This window comes from Streptomyces sp. NPDC041713 (assembly GCF_055591085.1).
This window is the reverse complement of sequence record NZ_JBVIZY010000004.1, coordinates 207,550-229,730: the sequence shown is the minus strand read 5'-3', so window position 1 is coordinate 229,730 and position 22,181 is coordinate 207,550. Positions and strand designations below refer to the sequence as shown.

Here is a 22,181-nt window from a genome sequence, read left to right as displayed (position 1 = left end):
AGAGCATGAGCACGCATACGAGCACGAGTACGCATACGACCATGAGCACGCATACGAGCACGAGTGCGAGGTTGGCTGCCGCCGCCGCCATCGACGCGCGGGGCACCGCCGAGGCGGAGTGGCGGGACGCGGGGCTGCTCGAAGGGCTGCCGGAGCTGGAGCTCCCGGCCGGGCCCGTCGTGGTCGTGGCCGCCCATCCCGACGACGAGGTCCTGGGTTTCGGCGGCACCATCGCCACGCTGCTCGTCGCCGGGGTAGAAGTGCACACCGTGTGCCTGACCGACGGGGAGGCGTCCCACGGCGCCGCGTCGGCCTCCGCCCGGGCCGAACTGGCCGCCCGGCGGCGGGACGAGCTGCGGGCGGCGCTTGCCGAACTCGGCCCCGTATCCGACGCATCAGCCGTACCCGCCGTACCCGCCGTACCAGCCGTACCCGAGCCGGTGTTCGCCGCGCTGCCCGACACGGAACTCGACGCGTACGAGCACGAGGCGGCCACCGTGATCGGCGGGGTCCTGGACGGGACAGGGGCCGCCGTGTGCGTGGCGCCGTGGGCGGCGGACCTGCACAGCGACCACGAGGCCGCGGGCCGGGCCGCCCTGCGTGCCTGCCGGAGTGTCTCGCTCCCGGTGTGGTCGTACCCGGTGTGGATGTGGCACTGGGCGCGGCCCGACGACTCCCGGGTGCCGTGGCACCGCTGCGGCGTCCTGCCGCTCTCCGAGGCGGCGCTCGGCCGGAAGCAGGCGGCGCTCGCCCGCTTCACCAGCCAGTTGGAGCCCCGCGGACCCGAGGTCGGGCCGGTGCTTCCCGCAGAGGAGATCGCCCACCACACCCGCGCCTTCGAGACGGTGATCCGATGAGCACCCCCGCCGCCTACTTCGACGCGCAGTACGCCCGCGCCACCGACCCCTGGCACCTCGACGAGCGGTGGTACGACCGGCGGAAATACCAGCTCACCGTTGCGGCCCTGCCCCGCCCGCGCTATGAGCGCGCCTTCGAACCGGGCTGCTCGATAGGCGTGTTGACCGAGCTGCTGGCCGGCCGCTGCGACCACCTGCTGTCCACCGACCGCGCGCCGTCGGCCGTCGAGTCCACCGTCCGGCGCACGGCCGACCTCGACCACGTCGACGTACAACGGATGACCGTCCCCGACGAGTGGCCCGAGCAGACCTTCGATCTCGTGGTCCTCTCGGAACTCCTCTACTACTTCGACGAGGCGACGCGGACCCGGCTGCTGCGGCGGAGCGTGGAGAGTCTGGTCGCGGGAGGCCACCTGGTCACGGTGCACTGGAACCACCCCGTGGCCGAACACACCTGTACGGGGCGGGAGATCGCCGACCACCTCGACGCGTTGCCGGGTCCGGAGCGGAGTCCGGGCTCGCGCCTGAGCCGGCTGGCCCGCTACGACGACCCCGACTTCACCCTCACCGTCCACGCACACACCCCGGACGGGTGCCCGGCGCTCTCGCCCGCCCGCGCGGAGGGCCTTGCGTGACCTCCACCCCTGCCTCGGCTCCGGCCCCGGCGGCGCTGGCCGTCGTCGTCCCCGCACACAACGAGCAGCACCGCATCGGGGCCTGCCTGCACAGCCTGCGCCGGGCGGCGGCGCGGGCGGCGCCGGTCCCCGTACTGATCGTGGTGGCGGCGGACGCGTGCACGGACGCGACCGCGACGGTGGCCACCGACGCCGGGGCGGAGGTCGTCGAGATCGACGCGCGGAACGTCGGCGCCGCCCGCGCGGCCGGCGCCGATCACGCGATGGAGCGGCTCGCGGATGCGGGGGAGCGGCCTGCTGAACTGGGGGAGCGGCTCGGGGAAGCGGGGGAGCGGCCGACGGCGGGGCGGCGGACGGCGGGGCGGCGGATGGCGGGGCGGTCGGCTGTGGGACGGTCGGCGGTCGGGCGTTTCGCGGAACCGTGGGAGCGGATTACGGAACCGTGGGCGCCGCCCTCGACGGGTCAGGGCGTGTGGCTGGCTATGACGGATGCCGACACGACCGTGCCCGAGGACTGGCTCACGCATCAGATGGCCTGGGCCCGGCGCGGGTACGACGCCGTCCTCGGCACCATCCGGCTCGCCCCCGCCCGGACCGGCTCCCTGATCGTCGCCCGGCACGACGCCGACTACTTCCGCACCCGCCCGCTCACCGGCAGCGCCACGGCGTGGGAGCACCCGCACGTCCACGGCGCGAACATGGGCCTGAGCGCGGCGGCGTACCGGCGGGTGGGCGGTTTCGCCGCGCTGCCGACCGGCGAGGACCGCGACCTGGTGGGCCGGCTCGTCGCGAGCGGCCACCGCGTCGCCCGCACCGACCAGCACCCCGTCCGCACGGCGGCCCGGCTGCGCGGGCGGGCACCCGGCGGCCTCGCCGACCTCCTGATGACGCTGCGTCCACCGGTGTGGGAGCGGCCCACGGCCACGCGTCACGCGTCCCGGACGGGCGCTGGGGTGGGCTCGGCCGCGGTGAGTCCGTCGGCCGCGGTGACTTGGGAAGAGGCCTGAGCCAGCCTCTCCCCCTTCCCTCCCCGCGTTCTGTACGAGGGGGTGTCGCCCTCAGTCCGGCCGGTTCATCTGCTGGCGCTGGTACGCATCCCAGTCGTCCGGCGGGTACGTCGCCTGCGGCGCGGCCAACGTCACTTCGACTGCCATCCCGATGCCACCGGCGAAGAAGTCGTCGAGCTGGCCGATCAGCTCCAACGCCCGCACGGTGGACGCGCCGAGCGGCCGTGCCATGCGGTCCACCCCGGAGGGGACGCCGACCGGCTTCATGCGCGCCATCTTCACCGCGTGGTCGGCCCGCGCGTCCAGGCCGAGCGCCACATAGCCGAGGGCCAGGGCGACGTACCGCAGTGCGTCGCTCACGCCGCGCGTGAGGTCACCGATCCCGTGCAACGTCTGCCGGGGGCTGCCCGCGGCGCACTCGTCGGCCGGAGTCTCTCCGTACAGCTGCTCAAGGCGCTTCTGCTCGTCCTCGAGCAGGCCCATCACCTCGTGCAGCACGCGGCCGACGCGACCGAGCTCGCCCAGGTCATGAAGCATTCGCTGCTCCCCTCCCGTCAACTTCCGTGACTGTACGCCGGGTTGGCGTGCCATGGTGGGCAGTCGGCGTACAGCAGACCCGTTGTAGTGACGGTGGGCTCCCAAGTGCGGGCCTAGGATCCGCCGGCCACCGGACCCGGCCCAAGGCCCGGCTCCAGACGAGGAAGGTGCCCAGTGACCACCGACCACCCCCCGCTCATACGCCTCGACGTGACCGCGGCCGACGTGCACGGTGAGAACGCCGCCCTGCGCGAACTCGGGCCCGCCGTACGCGTGGAGCTCCCCGGGAACGTTCCCGCCTGGGTGATCACCCGGCACGACGCGCTGCAGGACCTGCTCGCCGATCCTCGCGTCGTCAAGAATCCCGCGCACTGGCAGGCGCTGCGCGAGGGTCGCGTCCCCGACGGCTGGCCGCTGATCGACTTCGTCACCAACCCCGGCATGACCACGGCCGACGGCGACGACCACCGCCGGCTGCGCGGCCTGATCTCACAGGCCTTCACGACCCGACGGGTCGAGGCGATGCGCCACGGCATCGAGGCCGAGACCCACCGCCTGCTGGACGCACTCGCCGAACGCCCGCCCGGAGCAGTGGACTTGCGCCGCCACTTCGCCTACCCGCTGCCCATGAACACCATCGGCAGGCTGATGGGCGTGCCCGCGGAACGGTTCGACGATTTCCGCGATCTGTCCGCCAGCCTGGTCAGCAGTACGACGACCCCCGAGGAGACGGTGGCGACGCGGAACGCCCTGCACGCGCTGCTGACCGAACTGGTCACGCTGCGCCGCGAGCGGCCCGGCGACGACCTCACCAGCCATCTGACGGCCGCTCACGACGGCGGAGACCGGCTCTCGCCCCGGGAGTTGATCGGCACGCTGATCCTCGTCATCGTCGCCGGTCACGGCACCACGCTCAACCTGCTCACCAACGCGACCAAGGCGCTCCTCACCCACCCGGAGCAGCGGCAGGCGCTCGACGCGGGACGGGCCGCCTTGGCCGACGCTGGACGGGCCGGCTGGGCCGCGGTGGTCGAGGAGACCCTGCGCTGGGACTCGCCCGTCGCCCACTTCCCGCTGCGGTACGCGCTCGACGACATCCCTGTCGGCGGCACCGTGATCCCGAAGGGGGAGGCGATCCTGGCCTCGTACGCCGCCGCGGGCCGAGACCCCCGCCAACACGGCCCCGCAGCGGCCGATTTCGACATCACCCGGCCACCGCGGAGGCACCTCTCCTTTGGTCACGGACCGCACTACTGCATCGGCGCCGCCCTGGCCCGTCTCGAAGCGGAGATCGCGCTGCCGGCCCTGTTCGAGCGCTTCCCGGACATGCAACTCGCCCGGCTTGTGGCCGACTTGGCACCGCTGCCCTCGTTCATCAGCAACAGTGTGCGGACGTTGCCGGTGCTGTTGCGGCCGGAGGAATGAGGCTCTTCATTACGCGCCCTCAGCGCACACAGCGCCCTCACCCTCAGCGCCCGCAGTGTCGCAGTGTCTCCTCAGTCGTCGTCCCTCTTGGAGGCGCGCCGCCCCCGCGTGACCGCCAGTACGCTCCCGGCGACGGCGATCAGGGCGATGGCCAGGGCGATGCTGAACCCGCCCTCCGTGTCCCAGTACACGTCTTCCAGACTGATCAGCAGCGCTGCCTCGTCGACCACCAGGGCCAGCCCGACCCCGTACGCCAGACCCATCCACGCGCGGGCCCGCGCCGTACGGTCGACCAGACCGGCGGCGCCCACCGCCGCGAGCAGCAGGATGCCCCACACGTAATGGTGGATGTGCACCCCGCCCGCCTGCATGTCACCGACCCCGGCCACGTCGATGTGGATGAGCCAGGTGAGCAGGCGCATCCCGCCGAAGGTGAGGGCGAACCCCCACCAGGCCAGGATGAACCCCCGGCGCTTGGGGGAGATGCCGGGCAACAGTCGCAGCCAGGGCGACGGGCGTTCCTGTTTCCGGGACGGGGCGGGGTCGGACGTCTTCGACGGCTTCATCGGGGTTCTCCTCCCGAGGTGAACTTCTCGATCAGTGCCGCCATGGCGTCCGGCGCGCTGAAGTGGGCTGCGTGGGCGGCGCCCGGAAGTGCGGCCGTGGCGGCGCCGGCCTCGGGGCCGACCAGGTGTGCCACGCGCCGGATCCAGGCGTCGGAGGCGATCGTGTCACCCGCTCCCCGTACGACGAGCGTCGGCACACGCACCCGGGAGAGGTTCACCTCGAATGCCTCGGCGGCGTCCCGCAGGGCGTGCCGGAACGAGGCGGCGCAGCGCGGCAGGCCGGTCGCCAGATAGTCGAACGCGGCGAGCGGGAGCAGCCCGAGTGGCTCGCGGGGCGCGTCCGCGACGAGCCGACCGAACTGACGTACGCCGGACGTCCCCGGTTCGAGGGCCGGGCCGATCAGCACCAGCCGGTCCGCCAGGTGCGGGTGGCGTGCCGCCAGGGACGCGACCACCTGGCAGCCGACCGAGTTGGCCACGAACAGGTTCGGCCCCGGAGCCGTCTGTTCGCACCAGCGGGCGAGGACGTCCGCGGCCTCGCCCACCTCGGGGGCGCGGCGGACGGCGCGGCGCGAGCGCGCGTTGCCCGGCAGATCGGGCACCAGTACGGTCGCCCCGCCCGCGGCCAGCCGTCGCGCGAGCGGAACGAAGTACCGCCCCGAGAGGCCGAGACCGTGGACGAGCACGGCGACGGGCCCGCCCTGGCGCGGCGACGGCCCGTATCTACGGGTGAAAAGACCTGATTGCGTCGTATGATCCACGGCCCCACCCTCACCCGCGGAGCGCCTCTGGGTCCAGCCGACCCAGCCGAACCCCGGCGCCGGAGCGCCGACCTGATGGAGGATCTGGATGTCAGGGGCACGGGTCCCGGAGGCATGGCGGACGGTCGAGAGCGCGGCGAAAGAGCGTCGAGAGTCGTCGAGAGTCGTCGAGACCAGGGTGGGGTGGGGCAGCGTGGCGACACGTCGAACGGTCATCAAGGCGGCGGCGGGCGCGGGCACGGGGGCATGGGTGACCGATCTGCCCCTGCCCGGTTCCCGGGCGACGCGTGCGGACGAGCTGGTGGTCGTCGAGAAGAGCGGCCACTCGGTCGGCTTCTACGACGTGGCCTCGGGTCGGCTGCAGGGGACCGTCCCGCTGCCCCACTACCCGCACGAGATGGTCGTCGACTCGCGGCGGCGGTTCGCCTACGTCGGCCACTACGGCGGACGCATGTCCTCCACCGTCGGCGAAGGCGGCGCCGCGGTCTTCGTCATCGACCTGGCCACCCGGTCCTTGGCGCGCACCATCGACACACGGCCGTTCAACCGCGTCCACGGCATGGGGATCGACGCCCACGACCGGCTGTACGCGCTGAGCGAGGAGAAGGCCGTCCTGCTCGGCTTCGACACCCCGGCGACGGACGAGGCACCGACCGACGCCGTGCCCACCCACGGCGTGAAGACGCACCTGTTCTCCCTCAGTCGCGACGGCGAACGGGCGTATGTCACCGGCCTGTTGTCCCACACGGTGAGCCTGGTGCGCCCGCACGACGCCTCCGTGCCGCCGCTCCTGGCCACCCCCGGGCGGCTGCCCGAGAGCAGCTGTCTGAGCCGGGACGAGAAGACGCTGTTCGTCGGCGCCCGCAAGAGCTCGACGCTGGTCGCCCTGGACGCCCACACCCTCAAGGTGCGGCGGAGCCGGAAGGTGGGCGGGGACCCGTTGCGGGTCTACACCGTCGACGACGAGCGGCTCCTGGTCACCGACATCGTCGCCGGCACGCTCACCCTCTGCGGCACCGACCTGCGCCCGATCCGTTCCCTCACGCTCGACGGCACACCGGCCGCGGTGGCCTTCCACCCCCATCGGCCCATGGCGTACGTGTCCCTGCTCGGACCGAACCGGATCGCGGTCGTCGACCTGGAGCGCTTCACCGTCACCGGGGGCTTCGCCACTCGGCCGGAGCCGGACTCGGCGGTGCTGTTGCCGGGCGGGTCCTGACCTGTTGACCATTCCTGGCGCGGCCCGACTCTGCCCGTAAGGTGCACCGGCTCACCCCTCGGTATGACATCAACAGTGGCTCCGTGGGGTGATGTGGGGGGAACGGCCCGATTCCTAACATCCGGCTCTCAAGACAAGGGAGCCCATGTGAGGAAGCACAAGCACGACCACGGCCACAAGCACGCATACGAGCGCCTCCACGACCACGACCGCGACCACGAACCCAGGGATGCGTCCGTGACGACGGCCCTGGCTCGTCCCGCCCCGCCCACTCACCCCGTACGCATCGGAAAACCCGCCGTCGCCGCTCTCGGCATGCTGGCGGCCGCCACCGGATCGCTCGAGTCCGTGGTGACACCGACGCTCCCGCTGCTGCAGCGCGAACTGTCGATGAGCACAGCCCAAGGGGCACTGCTCAGCATCACCATGCTCATCACCGGCGCTCTCGTGACCCCCACAGCGGGCAACCTCGGTGACCGCCGCGGCGGCAAGTGGGTCATGCTCCGGCTGATGGCGATCGTCTCGGCCGGCGGTCTGATCTCCTCGCTCGCGCCGAACCTTCCTGTTCTGCTGCTCGGCCAGATGCTGGAGGGCGCGATGGTGGGCGCGATGCCCCTGTCGTTCATCCTGGTGCGCAAGCACCTCCCGGCCGGACAGTCTCAGGTGGCCATCGGGGTGGTCAGCGGTCTGTTCGTGGGCGGCGGCATGCTGGGCACGCTGATGGCCGGGCCCATCGCCGAAGGACTGTCCCGGCACTGGATGTTCGCGATACCGACGGCCGCGATCGTCGTGGCGACCATATGGGTGCACCGGGTGATGCCGGACGACGCGCCGGTCCGGTCGGGCGCCCGGATGGACTGGCCTGGCCTTGCCCTGCTGAGCGGCATCCTGCTGACGCTCATGGCCGGACTCGCGACGGCTGCCGACGCCGCCGACCAGCCGCTCGTGTTCGGCGCGCTCGTCGCACTCCTCGCCGTGCTCGTGACCCGTTGGGTCGTCGTGGAGCGCCGGTCGGCCGCGCCGATGGTCGACCTGGACCTGCTGGCCAAGCCGGCGATCCGCAGCTCCTACGTGGTCACGCTCGCCGTCTGTGTCGGGACCTCGGCGGCGACCTACCTCGTCCCGCAACTGTTCGCGGTGTCCGCGGACGGGTTCGGCTTCGGGGCCAGTTCGACCGACATCGGGCGGTACCTGTTGCCCAGCGCCGTCACGGCGGCGATCAGTGGACCCCTCGGCGGTCTCGCGGCGCGGCGGTACGGCTCGACGGCCGTGGTCACCGCGGGAATCGGCCTCATGACGAGCACCCTGATCGCCCTGGCGTTCCTGCACTCCGAGGTCTGGCACCTGATGGTCGGCAAGGCGTTGATCGCCCTGGCCAGTGGCGTCTGCATCACGGCCATGGTGGTCAAGACCGCCACCTCGGTCGATCAGGGCAGCACCGGCATCGCCACCAGCCTGGTCCTGGTGACCCGCGTGATCGGTTTCGCCTCGGGCGTCCAGGTCAGCGGCGGCATCCTCGCCGCGGGAACCCACTCCGGGGCGAAGGATCCAGCCGAATCGGCCTTCGTCACCGGCTTCCTCGTGGCCGGCGCCCTGACGGCCCTGTCCCTGCTCGCCGTCCGCACCATGAACAAGGGAGTCAAGCAGTGAGCCACACCGACCTGTTGTCGCGGGACCGTGTCCCACACCGCCGCACGGCCCTGATATCGGGCGCGAGCATCGCGGGCCTGGCCACCGCGTACTGGCTGAACCGCTGCGGATACGCGGTCACGGTGGCGGAGAAGGCGAGCGCACCGAGGAGCGGGGGCTACCCCGTCGACGTGCGCGGCACCGCACTGGAGGTGGTGCGCAGGATGGGAATTCTGCGCCAACTACAGGACGTGCAGGTCGACTTGCGCCGGATCATCTTCCTCGGCGAGGACGGCGACACGGTGGCCTCGGTCAACCCGCACGCCGTCGTCGGCAGTGTCGCGGGACGGGACCTCGAAGTGCGGCGCGGCGACCTGACCGACGCCCTCTACGGGGCGGTCCGCGACGACGTGGAGTTCTTGTTCGACACCTCCGTCGACACGGTCGACCAGTGCGAGCACCACGTCGATGTCGTCTTCCGTGGGGGCTTCGATGGAGGCTTCAGTGAGGGCTTCCGTGGGGGCGGCAGCCGTACGTTCGACGTCGTGATCGGTGCGGGCGGGCTGCACTCGCGGACCCGGGCAACCCTGTTCGGCCCCGAAGAGCGGTTCCACCGCTACCTCGGGTACTGCTTCGCCGTCTTCACCATGCGCAACACCCTCGGCCTCTCCCACGAGACCGTGATGTGGAACGTCCCGGGCCGGGCCGCGGCGCTCTACGCCGTGGACGACGGCGACGAGGTGCACGCCTTCCTGAACTTCGCCCACGCGAAGCCGCCGTTCGACGTGTTCCGTGACCCCGAGGCCCAGCGGGACCTGGTCGTCGCGACCTTCGCCGACGCGGGCTGGGAGGTCCCGGGCATGATCGCCGCCATGGACGAGGCGGACGACCTGTTCATTGACGTCGTCAGCCAGATCCGCATGGACCGTTGGTCCAGCGGCAGGGTGGCATTGGTGGGCGATGCCGCGTACGCGCCCTCGTTCCTCACCGGACAGGGCTCCAGCCTCGCACTCGTCGGCGCGTACATGCTCGCGAACTCCCTCGCCGGCCCGGATGTGGCGGCGGGGCTCGCCGCCTATGAACACGGCACCCGTGAGTTCGTGAGGAGGAACCAGGACCTGATCGGTGAGGGCGACGCGAAACTCTTCCCGACCACCGCCCCGGCCCTGAAGAAGCGGAACGACATGCTGCGCGGTCTGAGCACCCTGCCACCCACGCAGGGACAGCCCGCTCACTCGTGCCTCGCTCTGCCCGACTTCGCCCCTCGTGAGGTGCCAGTGAGGGGTGCCGGGAGATGACCGCCGCGACCACATCGGGCGGCCACGACCCCATCGGCCGCCGCGACCGGGAACGTCGTGGCGGCCGAGGTGACCGGAGCGGGTGCGGGTCAGCCCTCCCGTGTCGAGGTCCGCGTGGAGGCGGGTGCCTGGCCCGCCTTGTCGACCACGGCATGGTCGATGATCGCCGTGGCGGACATGAGGGTGCCGACCTTGCCGTACCGGGTGTCCTTGACGAGGTAGCTGCGCGCCCCGAGGAAGGTGAAGTCCTGCGGGTCGAAGACCCACTCGGTACGGGCGCCGAACGTCGAGTCGTCTCGGACGATCGCGACCCCGGAGCGCCCGGTGACGTCATGGGCCTCCGACACCTTGGTGACGCCGGGGATCCTGGCCGCCGCCTGGTAGAGAGCGGCGCCCGTCCTCGGGGGCATCACTCCGCCGAGGAGGCTTCCGATGAGGTCGAAGACCGCCTGGTCCCGCTCCGCACGCTCGGACTTGGGGGTCTTCGCGTACAGATACGTCAGGAGCTTCTCGGGGTCGGTGGGCAGCGAGGAGAGCCAGCGGTAGGTGGGCCGGCTCAGGCCCGCGGGGGTGCCGTGGGTGTCGCCCAGCTCGGCGTTGATGGGGAGGGTCTCCCCGTCGCTGCGGGTCAGGCCGAGCTTGCGCAGCGGGCCCGGCTCCTGGGAGACCCACGACTCGGAGTCCCGGAGCGGACCGACCACCGCCTTGCCGCTGCTGAGATCCGCCTCACGGACCTTCTCCCGGGTGTAGAGGAACTGATCGTCCTTCACGCGCAGGGCGTCACCCTTGCCCGCGGCGTCGGAGATCTGCGCGAGGAGCGCCGCGGCGGGCTGCATGTCCCGTGCGTCGTGTCGCCGCGTCGCCGTCGTGGCCGGCCCGTCGTCGTCCGAGGTGAGGGTGATGCCCGCGGCGAGAAGGCCGCCGAGGGCGAGGGCGGAGACCGGCACCAGGAGCGCGGGGCGCAGCAGGCGGCGGGAGGGACGGGTGCCGGAGGGGGCCGGGTCGGCGCCGGTGTGCCGGGACGTTGCGGCCCGGTCGGTCTGCTCGGCCTGGTCGCTGTCGATGCGTCGCATCAGTCGTTCCTTGTGCTGGAGGTGCTGCCCGTGCGGGAGACCCTGAGGGGGAGGGGGCGGCAAGAGCCGGGCGATCTCCCGGATGTCGGCGTCGGCGGCGATGTCCGCATCGGTGCGCCGGGCCTCGGTCGAGGCGGTGTCCCTGTCGTTCATGCCGTTTCCTCCCGCACGGGCAGGGCCGCGAGTGCGGCTTCACCAGTCATCTCTCCGCGGGCGCCACGCGGTTCCCTGTTCTTCGCGCTCGCCGCGTTCCCCGAACGCGTCGCGTTCGCCGTGCTCTTCACGTGGCCCGCCCGCTCTTCGGCCGCCGCCTCGTCGGCGTACCGGGCGAGCTTCGCGCGGGCCCGCGACAGACGTGAACGCACGGTGCCGACGGGGACGCCGAGCGCCTCCGCCGCCTGCCGGTAGTCGAGGCCCGACCACACGCAGAGCGTCAGTACTTCCCGCTCGTGACGCTGCAGCCGGTTCAGGGCGTCCTGTACGGCGCGCAGCCGGCGGGCGTCGTCGATGCGCCCGGCGACCTCGGGAGCGAAGTCGGCGACCTCGGGCCGGCGCCGTTGGCGGGCCAGGAAGGCCAGGCGGCGGCGCAGCCCGCGCCGGGTGTTCTCCACCTTGTGGGTGGCGATGCCCAGCAGCCAGGGACGCAGCGAGCCCTTGTCCGGATGGAGCCGTTCGCGGGCCCGCCAAGCCGCCAGGAACGTCTCCGACATGACGTCCTCCGCCGTCGACCAGTCGCCGGAGAGCCACAGCGCGTGCTGGTAGACGGCCCCCGCGTACTGGTCGTACAGCTCGGCGAACGCGTCGCGTTCCCCGGCTCTCACACGTCTGCGCAAATCGTTCTCTGAGTCCCTCACGGTGATTTCTCTCCGTCGCGTCGGCGGAGTTCCTGTGATCCGCGCCATACCGCGCGACGACCCGGGTACACCGGGTCGGCCGACCCGGCCCATTGTGCGGGGCGGCTCGCGCGGTCCGCGCGGCGCACCCGGCAGGCCATGACCTAGCGCTAGCCCTGGCCCCAGCCCTAGGTCATGGCCTTGGCCTAGGCCTTGCGCTGGAGCGCGCTCCAGGTGCCAGGATCCCGATCACCGCCGAACGACGGCGGCTGCTCGTGGGCTTGAGGAGGGGGTATCCCGTGCGTCATCACACCATGGGTTCTCAACGGGTTTCTGCGCTGTGCCTGGGCACACTGCCGTTCGGCACGGTGGTCGACGAGGGCATGTCCTTCGCGCTGCTCGACCGGTTCGTCGAGAAGGGCGGCACGTTCATCGACACCGCGAACTGCTACTGCTTCTGGCGCGAGGGAAGCGACGGCGGCGACAGCGAGCGGCTCCTCGGCCGCTGGCTGGCCACCCGCGGCATCCGGGACGAGGTGACCGTGGCCACCAAGACCGGCGCCCTGCCCGCCGGCGAGGGGACCTGGCCCGCCAACCGCGAAGGCCTGTCCGAGAAGGCCCTGCGGCACGCCGTCCACGGCAGCCTGCGGCGGCTCGGCACCGACCGCATCGACCTCCTCTACGGGCACATCGACGACCCGTCGACCCCCTTGGAGGAGACCGTCGGCGCGTACGCCGCGCTCGTCGCCGAAGGTCTGGTCGGCCAGGTCGGCATGAGCAACCAGAACGGGACACGGCTCGCCCGGGCCCGGGAACTGGCGAAGCGGCAGAACCTGCCCGCCTTCACCGCGCTCCAGCAGCGGCACACCTATCTGACGCCGGCGCCCGACGCGGACTTCGACTACCAAGTCGCCCTGGACGAGCCGACGCTCGCGTACGCCGCCACGCAGCCCGATCTCACCGTGCTCGCCTACAGCGCGCTGCTGAACGGCGCCTACGCGGGCAGCAAGCCCGTCCCGGCCGAGTACCGGCACGACGGCACCGAGCCTGCCCTGCGGGTCCTCGCGAAGATCGCGGCGGAGACCGGGGCCACGCCCGGCCAGGTCGTCTACGCCTGGATGCTGCAGAGCTCACCCGCCGTCATCCCCCTCGTCGGCGTCAGCCGCCTCGACCAGCTCGACGAGGCACTCGAGGCGCTCGACCTGGAGCTGACCGAGGAGCAGCGCGCCCGTCTGGACGACACACGAGCGGCCGCGCCGCGCTAGAGAGGGTTCAGCTCGCCGAGCCCCATGACGCGCAGGGCGTGGTCGGCCATGTGCCGGTGGCCGACCGCGTTGGGGTGGGCCGGGTCGTCGAGCCAGGCGATCGGGTCGTCCGAGCCGTGGTGCTCCCGCCAGTACGCCTCGTGGTCGACGAGCAGCGCGCCGGTGTCCGCGGCGATCTCCCGTACCGCCCGGCAGTACGCCGGAAGCGCCGCGCGCCGGTCCGAGCCCGAGACGCTGACCAGGGCCGGTGTGTGCAGGACGAGCTGGGTCGCGGGCCGCGTCCGCTCGATGATGCCCCGCACCGCGTCATGGAACCGGGGCAGTCCGGCCTCGCCCGCCAGGCAGTCGTTGGTGCCGAACGACACCGAAAGTACGTCGGGCTCGTGGCGGCCGACGAGCAGGTCGTACGCCGAGAGCAGATCGGTGGCCGTCCACGCGGAGACGCCGGTGTTGATGACGACGTCCGTGAGGCGGTTCAACTGCCACCGGACGCGCTCGTGCAGATGCTCCACCCAGCCGCGGGCGCCGTGCGTGTGCAGCACCCCCTGGGTGATGCTGTCTCCGGTCGCCACCCAGGTCATGGGTGCATCGGCCAGCCGGATCATGCGCTGTTCCTTCCGGGTCCGGTCTCCGCGCGTCCCTGATGAGCACGGGGTCCCGGCGGTACGCCATCGTGCCCGGTCAAGATCGTTCGCACAACGTGGGCGCCGTACCGCCTCATCACGCCAACATGCCATGACGCCTGACCGAAAAGTACGTACCAGCTCGTGTCACCACACGGTGACGTACGGTCAATTACCGCTGGTCACTTGCCTCTGAGGCGAAAGTCGGCGCTGATTTCACTTGATTCTGAACAAATTGTTGAGACATGGAGCAGCTGTAGCTTTCCGGCTGTGCAGCACTGGCAACACATCGAGGGGCCGGGCACGATCGACGCTCTCGTCGTCGACGCGCACGCCGCGGGTCACCCCGACGTCAACGAGCGACTGATCCGCACCTGGGTCTCCCTGGGTCTCCTCGACCATCCGCGCCCGCGCCCCGCGCACCGCGGTTCGGGCAAGGCCGAGTACAGCGCGGGCCAGCGGCGACTGCTTCTGATCCTGCTGGAACACCGCCGCGAGCAGCCGAAACCCACCGCCCTGGCCCAACTTCCGCTGTGGCTCTGGCTGTACGGCGACGAGTCCGTCCCCACCCGGCAGGCCCTCAAGGCGCTGCAGACCTGGCTGGGCCGAGGCCGCCGCAGTCAGGAGGTCACCCGCGACGTGGCGCTCGGCCCGCTGGCGCGGTTCGCCCACCCGCCCGGCACGGCGCCGGCCCGCTCACGCCTGGTGCGCCTGGTGACCCGGCTCGGCCAGTCCACCGCTGACTTCACGGGGCGGGAACACACCGAACTCGCCGCCGCCGTACGGGCGGTCATGGCGCCCTTGACCACGGTCACCGTCAACTGGCGGACCCACACGGTCAGTTCCACGACCACCGCTCCGACGACCACCGAGAGTGTGGTCGCGCATGCGGAGACGGAGCTGCTGGCCGTACAACACCTGTTGCGCGGGGGCGCGCACGAACGGCTCCTTGAGCAGACCCGGGCGATCTTCCGCGCCTCGATGACAACCGACTGCGACCGACATGGGCATGGAACAGGCGAACAGCCAGTCGGCATGGCGTGGTTGGCCGACCTCGTCGGTGAGCCGGGCCGGCGTGAGCGGATCGACGGAGCGGGAGCGTTGCTGCTGCTGGAGATCGGACGTGCGGTGCGTGCCGCGGGGCCTGCGGGCGGCGCGGGGCCCACCGGCCGACGTCCCGGCCGCACCTGACCACGGGCGGCCCACGGTGACCCGCGGGGTGCGCCCTTGGCTCGCCTTATTCCCTTGCCGGTCGTCGAGGGCGGCTGACAGGCTCCTCGGCTGTGATCGATGAACCCGCGAAAGAAGCCCTGCACCGCTACCTGCGAAGCCTCCGCGAGGCGCTGGTCTGGAAGCTCGACGGGCTGAGTGAGTACGACATCCGACGCCCGTTGACGTCGACCGGCACCAACCTCCTCGGCCTGGTCAAGCACCTCTCGACCTGGGAGGCCAGGTACCTCGGCGAGGTCTTCGACCGCCCGTTCCCGGAACCCCTGCCCCGATGGGACGACCCCGAGGCGCGCGGCACCGACATGTGGGCGACCGAGCGGGAGACCCGCGAGGAGATCGTCGGCCGGTACCGCCGCGTGGCGGAGCACTCCGACACCACCATCACGACCCTCGCAGGCGAAGCGCTGGGGCACGTGCCCTGGTGGCCCCGGCCAGAAGTGACGTTGACCGAGATCCTGGTGCACATATTCGCCGAGACCAGCCGGCATGCCGGCCACGCCGACATCCTGCGCGAACAACTCGATGGCTCCACGGGCACCACCGCCGAACACGCGGCGGCGGAGCCCGGCGAGGAGGGTCGGCGGGCCCGGTACGCGAGGGTGGAGGAAGCGGCGAGAACGGTTGGGGTGGGCGCGGGAGAGAACGGAACGGGCGGAGGGATCGGAACGCCGCCCGGCGAAACCGGAGTTGGCTGAGTAGAGAGCCGAGCCGAGCCGTGCTTCGCGGAGGGGCGGGGCGTGCTTTCGGAGAGGCACGTCCGTATCGCCTCGTCGTCACCACCCCGCCTGATCGACCACGAGGCGCATCGCGGGGGGTGGGCGAGCATGTGCCAGCGGCTGTAGCTGGTCCACTGTTCGTTCGTAGACCTCGTACGGCAGTGGGTCCGGGAGTCGGCGTCCCTGCGGCCCGACCGTGGTGAAGTACTCGGCGCCTTCGGCCAGTCGGGCCCCGTACGCGTGGGTCGTCATCGTCCGCGAGGGTGCGCTGAGCGCGGCGGGAGGGTGCGGATTCCCGGCGAGTTCCGACCGCACGGCCCAGGCGGGGTCGGCGGCGAGAGCGGCCGCGACGTCACCGGGCAGCTCGGGGCGCCGGGACAGGCCGCGCCGGTCGATGTCCGCCACCGACAGGCGCAGCAGTACGTCCGCGGGGGCGGAGGGGTTACCGGTCAGGGCAGGAGCCTGTGGTGCGGGTGCCGTCCCCGCCTCTCGGGGGCCTGCCCCCTGCTGGACGGTCAGTCGCTGTCGCCGCGGTCTCTGTCGCTGTCGCCGTCGCCGATCTCTGCGCCGACGGCGCTCAGCGCGGTGGACACGGGCTGGAAGAAGGTCTCGCCACCCGCAGTGCAGTCGCCGCTGCCGCCCGAGGTGAGGCCGACGGCGCTTCCGGCCCCGCCTTCGTCCACCGTGAACAATGGGCCGCCGCTGTCGCCCGGTTCCGCGCAGACATCGGTCTGGATGAGCCCGGTGACGGTTCCTTCCGGGTAGTTCACCGTGGCGTCGAGTCCGGTGACCGCGCCGTCTTGGAGGCCCGTCGTACTGCCCATGCGGGACACTTCCAGCCCGGCCGTCGCGTCGGCGGCCCGGACGATCTGGATGGTGCGGCCGTCCCCCGTATCGACGACGCTCGGGGCGTCCGTGGCCGCGTCGTCGTAGGTGACAAGGCCGAAGTCGCCGTCGCCCGGGAACGTCGCGGCCTGGACGGTACCGATGGGTGCGCCTTCCGCATCCTCCGACCACGCCTGGGCGGCGACGGCGCAGTGGCCGGCGGTGAGGAAGTCGGGGCTGCCGTCCTCCGTCGTCACGTTGAAGCCGAGCGAACAGCGCGCGCCACCCCCGAAGATGGCGTCACCGCCTGCGGCGAACGTCTTGAACTCGCCCGCGGACTTCTGGATGCGGGCCATCCCGGCGCCAAGGGATCCGACGACCGCCTCAAGCCGGTCCCACCGCTTGCCGACGACCGTACGGTCGGCTGTGACCAGGACTTGACGGGTCCGGGGATCAACGGCCCACGAGGTGCCGGGCATGGTGGCCTGCTCGGCCAACGTGTGTGCGGCGGCCTGAAGTTCGCGGGCACTGTTCCGCACGTTCGGCTCTTTCCCGACGTCGGGTCTGCCGTGCTGACCGGGTTGGCTGGGCTTCCCGGTTTGCGACGCGTCGGCATGCTGCAACAGCAGGGCCGTCGTCAGGACGCTCATGGCAGCAGCTCCTGTCAGGACGGCCTTGCGCCTGGTTATCCGCTTGTGCCTCAACTCGTCGCCTCCTGTGGGGGTGCCGGACCGTGCACGGTGCCTGAAGCCGCGTATGGCTCCTGGAACCGTTTAAGGCCTCTGGATACGGATGGGGCGCGAGTCGTGTTCACCGGTATGACGTGACGGTTGGTCGGAAGGCCTTGATGGCAGCTGAGCTCGGTGATTGGCTGCTGGACATGCTCGACGTGCCTGAGCTCGGCCCCCTCGCCTGACCCCTGCCCCGATCCAGACCGAGAGACTCGTGCTCCGAGAACCGGAACGCCGGGACCGCGCCGCACTCATAGACCTGCTGGCGTCGCCGGAGGTGGGCCGCTACCTTGGCGGACCGCGATCGCGTGATCAGTTGGAGCGTGAGATGCCGGGGTTGCCCGCCCGACGTCCCGGCCGTTTCATGGTCGACCGCGACGGAGCCATGATCGGCCAGATCACGCTCTACAGAGACACGGGGCATCTGCCTCAGGCCACTGGGAGGGTCGAACTCGGCTATTTGTTCCTGCCGGAGGCGTGGGGCCACGGGTACGCCACCGAGGCGTGCGCGGCGGCACTCGACTGGTTCGCCACCGCGCTTCCGGATGAACCGGTGGCGCTCGCCACGCAGACCGCCAACACACGCTCGATGCGCCTGGCATCAAGACTGGGCTTCCACGAGGAGGAACGGTACGAGGCCTACGGCGCGGAACAGTGGCTCGGCGTCCGGCCGTCGGCCGCGAGGTCGGTCTGAGTGGAGCCCAGGGCTCTTGGCTGTGCGCCTCGTCGAGTTCGTTGACGCCTACGACAGCGCTGAGTGCTGGAGCGGTGACGAGGCCAGAGCGTTGGCCGAGATAGAAGGTAGACGGTCTCTGTAGCCTGGCGTCGGCTGTACGTCGGGGGAGGGGGGAGCTGACCATGGAGAACGTTCTGTCCGTGGCCATCGGGGCCGCTGTCGGTCTCATAGGGGTCGTGTTCGGTGCCTGGTTCACCGCGCGCCGACAGGACCGCATGTGGCTCCGCGAACAGAAGCTCAAGGCCGGGGCCGGCTTCAACACAGCTGTCGTTCAACTACTCGACTGCCTGAAGGGAACACAGCTGGGTGACGGCGGTCCCGGCGCCAACGAGTTGGCGAACCGGATGCAGGAAGCGCGGTCAGCCCTCTACCTACTGTGCGCTCGCGACACCGTCGATCTCGCCGATGCTCTCGCGCGTCGGGTCTGGAGCGTTCGGCCCACCGAGGGCAGGGACGATCGCCGGGCCGAGTTCCGGGAGACGTTGGACCTCCTGCATCGCTTCACCCAGCAGCTTCGACAAGAGATCGCCAGATCGTAGCCTCAATCGGCGCGCAGCCCGCTCACCCGCTGCGCGCCCACCCGACGGACCACCCGCTGCCTCAGCCGTCGAGCCACCCGTCGAAGCCCCGGACACCCCCACGCCCCCTAATCTCGTTGATCCCGCACCCCGCCATCGTGTTGGCTGGCCGCACCGAACCTGCCGTACCGCAGGACCGCAGTACCGCAAGTCTCCGCTGGGCCGTAGCAGGGAGTTGGACGTGCAGGACAGTGACACCGGCCTCGATCCGGTAGCCCACAATCGGGCCGCCTGGGACAAATGTGTCCAGGACGGCAACGAGTGGTCGCGGCCCGTGAGTTCCGCGGATGTCGCGCGCGCCCGCGAGGGCGACTGGGCGGTTGTCCTCATCGGGCATGAGCCGGTCGACCGCTCCTGGCTGCCGACGGACCTGACCGGCAAGGATGTGCTGTGTCTGGCCTCCGGCGGCGGCCAGCAGGGGTCGATTCTCGCCGCCGCGGGGGCCCGGGTCACCGTGTTCGACAACTCGCCCCGCCAGCTCGGCCAGGATCAGCTGGTGGCGGCGCGCGACGGACTCGAACTGCGCACCGTCCTGGGCGACATGCGTGACCTCAGCGCCTTCGGTGACGCGACCTTCGACGTCGTATTCCATCCGGTCTCCAACCCGTTCGTACCGGACGTGGCGGTGGTATGGCGCGAGTGTTTCCGCGTCCTGCGACCGGGCGGAACTCTGCTCGCGGGCTTCCTCAACCCCGACGTGTATCTGTTCGACCACGAGGCACTCGACCAGCGCGGCGAGCTGAACGTCGTGCACAAGCTGCCCTACAGCGACGTCACGCACTACTCCGCCGAGGAACGTGCCACGAAGTTCGGCGCGGAAGCCCCGCTCGAATACAGCCACACCCTCACCGACCAGATCGCCGGGCAACTCGCCGCGGGGTTCGTCCTCACCGGCTTCGCGGAAGCGCCGCATCAGTCGAACGCATCCGCCCAGTACATGTCGCACTACTTCGCGACGTTGGCCGTCAAGCCGAGCTGATCATTGCCCTTTTGGGTAGCGTTCCGGTATGACGTCACAGGCGCCTCGGTTTCCGCCGTATCCGATCCGTGGCGTGCGCGTGCTGCATCAAAGGCAGAACTGCGCGCCGCAATTCGCGGAGATCGAGGTCGACTTCGAGCCCGCGGCCGAGGGCTTCGTCTTTCAGACGGCCCGCGGTCTCACGGTGGAGTACGAACCTGCCGAGGACCTGCCCCTCTTCTTCGCGGCCGTCGCCGCCGGCATCCAGGAACAACTGAGCCTGCCCGAACACGGAATCGTGACGGCCACGCGCGTGGTGCTGCGACGCGCCCGCGCCGATGCGTTCGGCTCCCACGAGCTGGCGTTCAAAATCGCCGGCTACCTCGCAGCCCGCAAGGCGTTGGAGCGCATCGGGTGACCTGAGGCGTCGAGCCAGCGTCGAGCCGCCTCCAGACTGTCCCCGCCACCCGCGTTGAACGCGACCGCCGCCTGCGGCGCGTGACGCCTAATCAGGTTCACCGTCTGCTCGAAGAGCGGCAGCAACTGTTCCGTCTTGCGTATCCCCGCGCCGACGACCACCACGTCCCACGCCCGCTCGGTCAGCGACGCGACGAGCGTGGGCTCGGCCGTCGCCCCGAACACGATCAGCGTCATGGCCGCGTCGATGCCGTGTTCCCCGAACCGGGCCAGTTCCTGGTCCAGGGCCTGACGAAGGCCCTCCGCGTCGACGCCGGGAATCGCCTGCGGGTCGTAACCCACCACAAGTACAGAAGACATGACGTCAATCTACGGCAGGCACGGACGAGGGCACCGACGAGGCGAAGAGCCGCAGCAGCCTGGCCACCTCCGTGGCCATCGCCTCGCGCCCCCGGCCCACATAGCGCCGGGGGTCGACGACTTCGGGCGCGGACGCCAGCTCATCGCGTACCGCCGCGGTGAAGACCGCGTTGAGGTGCGTCGAGACATTGATCTTCCGGATGCCTGCCGTCGCCGCCGCGGCCAGCGTCGCGTCGTCGGCCCCCGACGAACCGTGCAGGACGAGCGGCACCGGCACCGCGGCCCGCAACTCCCGTACGAGCGCCAGGTCGAGGCGGGCGGTGCGTTCCGTCATGTGGTGCGACGTGCCGACGGCCACCGCGAGCGCGTCCACGCCGGTGTCCGCCACGAACCGCGCCGCCTCGCCGGGATCGGTGCGCACCCCGGGCGCGTGCGCGCCGTCCTTGCCGCCGATCTCACCGAGCTCCGCCTCCAGGAACACGCCGTGCTCCCGGCAGTGGCGCGCGATGCGGCGGGTGTGGGCGACGTTCTCCTGCCAGGACAGCGCGGCACCGTCGTACATCACGGACGTGAAGCCCAGGGAGACCGCCTCCTCGATCAGATCGGGGCGGGTGGCGTGGTCCAGATGCAGGGCCGCCGGCACGCACGAGTCGCCGAGAGCGGTACGGGCCGCCGCCGCGAGCGGGCCCAGGGAGCCGTGGTGTGCGACGGCGTTCTCGCTGATCTGCACGATCACCGGCAGCCGTTCCCGCTCGGCGCCGATGAGGATGGCCTCCAACTGCTCGATGAGAGCCACATTGAAGGCACCCACCGCGGCGAAGGTGCTGTGAAGCATGTCGTACGGGCTGACCAGAGGCATGGTGTGCGTCCCGGGTTCGACGGACAGTGGGCAGGAGGGGGGGAGGGGGCCGACAGCGGCCGAGCGAGCGCGGTGTCGGTCAGGTCAGGACGACGGACCGTGTCAGGTGGGCCGGGCGGTCGGGGTCGCGCCCCGCGTCCTCGGCGAGCCGCACGGCCAGGCGCTGCGCGAGGACGAGTTCCGCGAGCGGGTCGAACTCCGGCTGCCGCAGGTGGGCGCCGGTGGCCTCGATGCGCCGCGCGAGCTCCGCGGGCAGCGGGGACAGGCTCCACACGGCCCGGCCGGGGCCCGCGACGGCGATGGGACCGTGCCGGTACTCCGGGACCGGGTAGGACTCCGTCCAGTGGGCCGCGGCCTCGCGCACCTTGAGGGCGGCCTCGTGGGCGAGCCCCGCCTGCCAGCCGTCGCCGAGGAACGTGATCTGTTCGGCGCCCAGCAGTGCCGGGTCGAGCGGGGCACCGAGTGCGGTCACGACGTCGGCCTGTGCCTGTTCGACCGGGTGGCCCAAGTGGGCCATGAGCAGGAACAGTTGGGTGGTGGGATAGCGGGTCTGGACGACGGAGCGTTCGTCGGCCTCCTCCAGCGCGATGACGTCGTGGGCCACGCGCGCGGCCGGCGAGTCGGGCACCGCCGTGATCGTCGTGACGCGGGCGGCCGGGTCGGCGGCGGCCAGTGCGGTGAGGATCTCGGTGGTGGTGCCGGAGCGGGTCAGCGCGACGATCCTGTCGTAGCGCCGGTTCAGTCGGGCGGCCGACGCGGGAAAGGCGTCGGTGGGCCCGTGTCCGGCGTCCTCGCGCAGGTGGGCGTAGGCCTGGGCCATGAAGAGCGAGGTCCCGCAGCCGATCACGGCGACGTGCTCGCCCTTCGCAGGCAGTGCGGGGGCGATGTCGGGGAGGAGTTCGAGCGCGTTCTTCCAGCACTGCGGCTGAGTGGCGATCTCCTGGCTCGTGAGGGATGCGGGGGGCGTGTCGGACATGAAGGTCGCTTCCTTACGGGGTGAGCGGGACAGGTATGTGAGTGGGAAGGGGGGGCGGCGGCGCGAC

23 protein-coding genes and 2 pseudogenes are annotated in these 22,181 nt (G+C 71.3%); 14 read left to right on the top strand and 11 right to left on the bottom strand.

From position 1 onward, the window contains the following. The first annotated feature begins 41 nt into the window (after positions 1 to 41). From ACZ6CV_RS14315 to ACZ6CV_RS14305, 3 genes are read left to right on the top strand one after another with little or no spacing between them, the layout of a single operon-like run. Positions 42 to 857 (top strand): PIG-L deacetylase family protein, encoded by an 816-nt coding sequence (locus ACZ6CV_RS14315; protein WP_469251086.1) that lies wholly within the window; start codon positions 42 to 44, stop codon positions 855 to 857. Continuing rightward, positions 854 to 1,492, top strand: a complete 639-nt coding sequence (locus tag ACZ6CV_RS14310; protein ID WP_469251085.1) for an SAM-dependent methyltransferase — start codon at positions 854 to 856, stop codon at positions 1,490 to 1,492. The genes ACZ6CV_RS14315 and ACZ6CV_RS14310 overlap by 4 nt, the downstream gene beginning before the upstream one ends. Continuing rightward, the gene (locus tag ACZ6CV_RS14305) at positions 1,489 to 2,499 is read left to right on the top strand and encodes a glycosyltransferase family 2 protein (protein ID WP_469251084.1); all 1,011 of its coding nucleotides are present in this window, start codon (positions 1,489 to 1,491) and stop codon (positions 2,497 to 2,499) included. The genes ACZ6CV_RS14310 and ACZ6CV_RS14305 overlap by 4 nt, the downstream gene beginning before the upstream one ends. A 51-nt stretch (positions 2,500 to 2,550) precedes the next feature. On the opposite strand, the gene ACZ6CV_RS14300 is transcribed toward ACZ6CV_RS14305, so the two are convergent. Then, positions 2,551 to 3,036: a hypothetical protein gene (locus tag ACZ6CV_RS14300; RefSeq protein ID WP_469251083.1), complete on the bottom strand. Its 486-nt coding sequence runs from the start codon at positions 3,034 to 3,036 to the stop codon at positions 2,551 to 2,553. Between the two features lie 174 nt (positions 3,037 to 3,210). Here ACZ6CV_RS14300 and ACZ6CV_RS14295 point away from each other — a divergent pair, with 174 nt between their 5' ends. Then, positions 3,211 to 4,461: a cytochrome P450 family protein gene (locus tag ACZ6CV_RS14295; RefSeq protein WP_469251082.1), complete on the top strand. Its 1,251-nt coding sequence runs from the start codon at positions 3,211 to 3,213 to the stop codon at positions 4,459 to 4,461. A 71-nt stretch (positions 4,462 to 4,532) separates the two neighbouring features. On the opposite strand, the gene ACZ6CV_RS14290 is transcribed toward ACZ6CV_RS14295, so the two are convergent. Both ACZ6CV_RS14290 and ACZ6CV_RS14285 read right to left on the bottom strand, forming a co-directional pair. Next, positions 4,533 to 5,027 (bottom strand): hypothetical protein, encoded by a 495-nt coding sequence (locus tag ACZ6CV_RS14290; RefSeq protein WP_469251081.1) that lies wholly within the window; start codon positions 5,025 to 5,027, stop codon positions 4,533 to 4,535. Further along, the gene (locus tag ACZ6CV_RS14285; protein ID WP_469251080.1) at positions 5,024 to 5,713 is read right to left on the bottom strand and encodes an alpha/beta hydrolase; all 690 of its coding nucleotides are present in this window, start codon (positions 5,711 to 5,713) and stop codon (positions 5,024 to 5,026) included. The genes ACZ6CV_RS14290 and ACZ6CV_RS14285 overlap by 4 nt, the downstream gene beginning before the upstream one ends. A 268-nt stretch (positions 5,714 to 5,981) precedes the next feature. Here ACZ6CV_RS14285 and ACZ6CV_RS14280 point away from each other — a divergent pair, with 268 nt between their 5' ends. The 3 genes from ACZ6CV_RS14280 to ACZ6CV_RS14270 all read left to right on the top strand — a co-directional run bounded on the left by ACZ6CV_RS14280 (position 5,982) and on the right by ACZ6CV_RS14270 (position 9,934). Beyond that, the gene (locus tag ACZ6CV_RS14280; RefSeq protein WP_469251079.1) at positions 5,982 to 7,007 is read left to right on the top strand and encodes a YncE family protein; all 1,026 of its coding nucleotides are present in this window, start codon (positions 5,982 to 5,984) and stop codon (positions 7,005 to 7,007) included. A 315-nt stretch (positions 7,008 to 7,322) separates the two neighbouring features. Then, positions 7,323 to 8,657 carry an MFS transporter gene (locus tag ACZ6CV_RS14275; protein WP_469251463.1) on the top strand — a complete coding sequence of 445 codons (1,335 nt, stop codon included), beginning with the start codon at positions 7,323 to 7,325 and terminating at the stop codon, positions 8,655 to 8,657. Then, positions 8,654 to 9,934: an FAD-dependent monooxygenase gene (locus ACZ6CV_RS14270; protein ID WP_469251078.1), complete on the top strand. Its 1,281-nt coding sequence runs from the start codon at positions 8,654 to 8,656 to the stop codon at positions 9,932 to 9,934. The genes ACZ6CV_RS14275 and ACZ6CV_RS14270 overlap by 4 nt, the downstream gene beginning before the upstream one ends. 89 nt (positions 9,935 to 10,023) lie before the next feature. Here ACZ6CV_RS14270 and ACZ6CV_RS14265 read toward each other — a convergent pair whose 3' ends face one another. Further along, complete coding sequence (locus ACZ6CV_RS14265; RefSeq protein WP_469251077.1) at positions 10,024 to 11,160, bottom strand: CU044_5270 family protein; 1,137 nt, start codon at positions 11,158 to 11,160, stop codon at positions 10,024 to 10,026. After that, positions 11,157 to 11,840 (bottom strand): RNA polymerase sigma factor, encoded by a 684-nt coding sequence (locus ACZ6CV_RS14260; RefSeq protein WP_469251462.1) that lies wholly within the window; start codon positions 11,838 to 11,840, stop codon positions 11,157 to 11,159. The genes ACZ6CV_RS14265 and ACZ6CV_RS14260 overlap by 4 nt, the downstream gene beginning before the upstream one ends. Positions 11,841 to 12,154: 314 nt before the next feature. Here ACZ6CV_RS14260 and ACZ6CV_RS14255 point away from each other — a divergent pair, with 314 nt between their 5' ends. Beyond that, positions 12,155 to 13,105 (top strand): aldo/keto reductase, encoded by a 951-nt coding sequence (locus tag ACZ6CV_RS14255; protein WP_469251076.1) that lies wholly within the window; start codon positions 12,155 to 12,157, stop codon positions 13,103 to 13,105. Here ACZ6CV_RS14255 and ACZ6CV_RS14250 read toward each other — a convergent pair. Further along, positions 13,102 to 13,710 (bottom strand): SGNH/GDSL hydrolase family protein, encoded by a 609-nt coding sequence (locus ACZ6CV_RS14250; protein ID WP_469251075.1) that lies wholly within the window; start codon positions 13,708 to 13,710, stop codon positions 13,102 to 13,104. The two genes, ACZ6CV_RS14255 and ACZ6CV_RS14250, sit on opposite strands and share 4 nt — an antisense overlap. Before the next feature lie 288 nt (positions 13,711 to 13,998). Between ACZ6CV_RS14250 and ACZ6CV_RS14245 the strand changes: the two genes are divergently transcribed. Continuing rightward, positions 13,999 to 14,919 carry a hypothetical protein gene (locus ACZ6CV_RS14245; RefSeq protein ID WP_469251074.1) on the top strand — a complete coding sequence of 307 codons (921 nt, stop codon included), beginning with the start codon at positions 13,999 to 14,001 and terminating at the stop codon, positions 14,917 to 14,919. A gap of 92 nt (positions 14,920 to 15,011) precedes the next feature. Further along, positions 15,012 to 15,653 carry a DinB family protein gene (locus ACZ6CV_RS14240; RefSeq protein ID WP_469251073.1) on the top strand — a complete coding sequence of 214 codons (642 nt, stop codon included), beginning with the start codon at positions 15,012 to 15,014 and terminating at the stop codon, positions 15,651 to 15,653. Between the two features lie 78 nt (positions 15,654 to 15,731). Here ACZ6CV_RS14240 and ACZ6CV_RS14235 read toward each other — a convergent pair whose 3' ends face one another. Together ACZ6CV_RS14235 and ACZ6CV_RS14230 are read right to left on the bottom strand one after the other, a co-directional pair. Beyond that, positions 15,732 to 16,079: a hypothetical protein gene (locus ACZ6CV_RS14235; RefSeq protein ID WP_469251072.1), complete on the bottom strand. Its 348-nt coding sequence runs from the start codon at positions 16,077 to 16,079 to the stop codon at positions 15,732 to 15,734. Between the two features lie 119 nt (positions 16,080 to 16,198). Continuing rightward, positions 16,199 to 17,203, bottom strand: a pseudogene (locus ACZ6CV_RS14230) (S1 family peptidase); the annotation flags it as partial. Between the two features lie 176 nt (positions 17,204 to 17,379). Between ACZ6CV_RS14230 and ACZ6CV_RS14225 the strand changes: the two are divergent. The 4 genes and pseudogenes from ACZ6CV_RS14225 to ACZ6CV_RS14210 all read left to right on the top strand — a co-directional run bounded on the left by ACZ6CV_RS14225 (position 17,380) and on the right by ACZ6CV_RS14210 (position 19,920). Continuing rightward, positions 17,380 to 17,924, top strand: a pseudogene (locus tag ACZ6CV_RS14225) (GNAT family N-acetyltransferase). A gap of 164 nt (positions 17,925 to 18,088) precedes the next feature. Then, positions 18,089 to 18,505 (top strand): hypothetical protein, encoded by a 417-nt coding sequence (locus tag ACZ6CV_RS14220; protein ID WP_469251071.1) that lies wholly within the window; start codon positions 18,089 to 18,091, stop codon positions 18,503 to 18,505. A 220-nt stretch (positions 18,506 to 18,725) separates the two neighbouring features. After that, entirely contained in the window at positions 18,726 to 19,523 is a 798-nt protein-coding gene (locus tag ACZ6CV_RS14215) for a class I SAM-dependent methyltransferase (RefSeq protein WP_469251070.1), read from the top strand. A 28-nt stretch (positions 19,524 to 19,551) separates the two neighbouring features. After that, positions 19,552 to 19,920: a hypothetical protein gene (locus ACZ6CV_RS14210; RefSeq protein WP_362361492.1), complete on the top strand. Its 369-nt coding sequence runs from the start codon at positions 19,552 to 19,554 to the stop codon at positions 19,918 to 19,920. On the opposite strand, the gene ACZ6CV_RS14205 is transcribed toward ACZ6CV_RS14210, so the two are convergent. From ACZ6CV_RS14205 to ACZ6CV_RS14195, 3 genes are all read right to left on the bottom strand, one after another. Then, entirely contained in the window at positions 19,881 to 20,279 is a 399-nt protein-coding gene (locus ACZ6CV_RS14205; RefSeq protein WP_469251069.1) for a hypothetical protein, read from the bottom strand. The two genes, ACZ6CV_RS14210 and ACZ6CV_RS14205, sit on opposite strands and share 40 nt — an antisense overlap. 4 nt (positions 20,280 to 20,283) lie before the next feature. Further along, positions 20,284 to 21,138, bottom strand: a complete 855-nt coding sequence (locus ACZ6CV_RS14200; RefSeq protein WP_469251068.1) for a class II fructose-bisphosphate aldolase — start codon at positions 21,136 to 21,138, stop codon at positions 20,284 to 20,286. A gap of 79 nt (positions 21,139 to 21,217) precedes the next feature. Continuing rightward, entirely contained in the window at positions 21,218 to 22,114 is an 897-nt protein-coding gene (locus tag ACZ6CV_RS14195; protein WP_469251067.1) for an SIS domain-containing protein, read from the bottom strand. Between the last annotated feature and the right edge of the window lie 67 nt (positions 22,115 to 22,181).

Coding starts and splice junctions, on each gene's coding strand:
- ACZ6CV_RS14315 (WP_469251086.1), top strand. CDS start 42: ATGAGCACGCATACGAGCACGAGTGCGAGGTTGGCTGCCGCCGCCGCC.
- ACZ6CV_RS14310 (WP_469251085.1), top strand. CDS start 854: ATGAGCACCCCCGCCGCCTACTTCGACGCGCAGTACGCCCGCGCCACC.
- ACZ6CV_RS14300 (WP_469251083.1), bottom strand. CDS start 3,036: ATGCTTCATGACCTGGGCGAGCTCGGTCGCGTCGGCCGCGTGCTGCAC.
- ACZ6CV_RS14290 (WP_469251081.1), bottom strand. CDS start 5,027: ATGAAGCCGTCGAAGACGTCCGACCCCGCCCCGTCCCGGAAACAGGAA.
- ACZ6CV_RS14275 (WP_469251463.1), top strand. CDS start 7,323: ATGCTGGCGGCCGCCACCGGATCGCTCGAGTCCGTGGTGACACCGACG.
- ACZ6CV_RS14265 (WP_469251077.1), bottom strand. CDS start 11,160: ATGAACGACAGGGACACCGCCTCGACCGAGGCCCGGCGCACCGATGCG.
- ACZ6CV_RS14255 (WP_469251076.1), top strand. CDS start 12,155: ATGGGTTCTCAACGGGTTTCTGCGCTGTGCCTGGGCACACTGCCGTTC.
- ACZ6CV_RS14250 (WP_469251075.1), bottom strand. CDS start 13,710: ATGATCCGGCTGGCCGATGCACCCATGACCTGGGTGGCGACCGGAGAC.
- ACZ6CV_RS14220 (WP_469251071.1), top strand. CDS start 18,089: ATGGAGAACGTTCTGTCCGTGGCCATCGGGGCCGCTGTCGGTCTCATA.
- ACZ6CV_RS14210 (WP_362361492.1), top strand. CDS start 19,552: ATGACGTCACAGGCGCCTCGGTTTCCGCCGTATCCGATCCGTGGCGTG.
- ACZ6CV_RS14205 (WP_469251069.1), bottom strand. CDS start 20,279: ATGTCTTCTGTACTTGTGGTGGGTTACGACCCGCAGGCGATTCCCGGC.
- ACZ6CV_RS14200 (WP_469251068.1), bottom strand. CDS start 21,138: ATGCCTCTGGTCAGCCCGTACGACATGCTTCACAGCACCTTCGCCGCG.
- ACZ6CV_RS14195 (WP_469251067.1), bottom strand. CDS start 22,114: ATGTCCGACACGCCCCCCGCATCCCTCACGAGCCAGGAGATCGCCACT.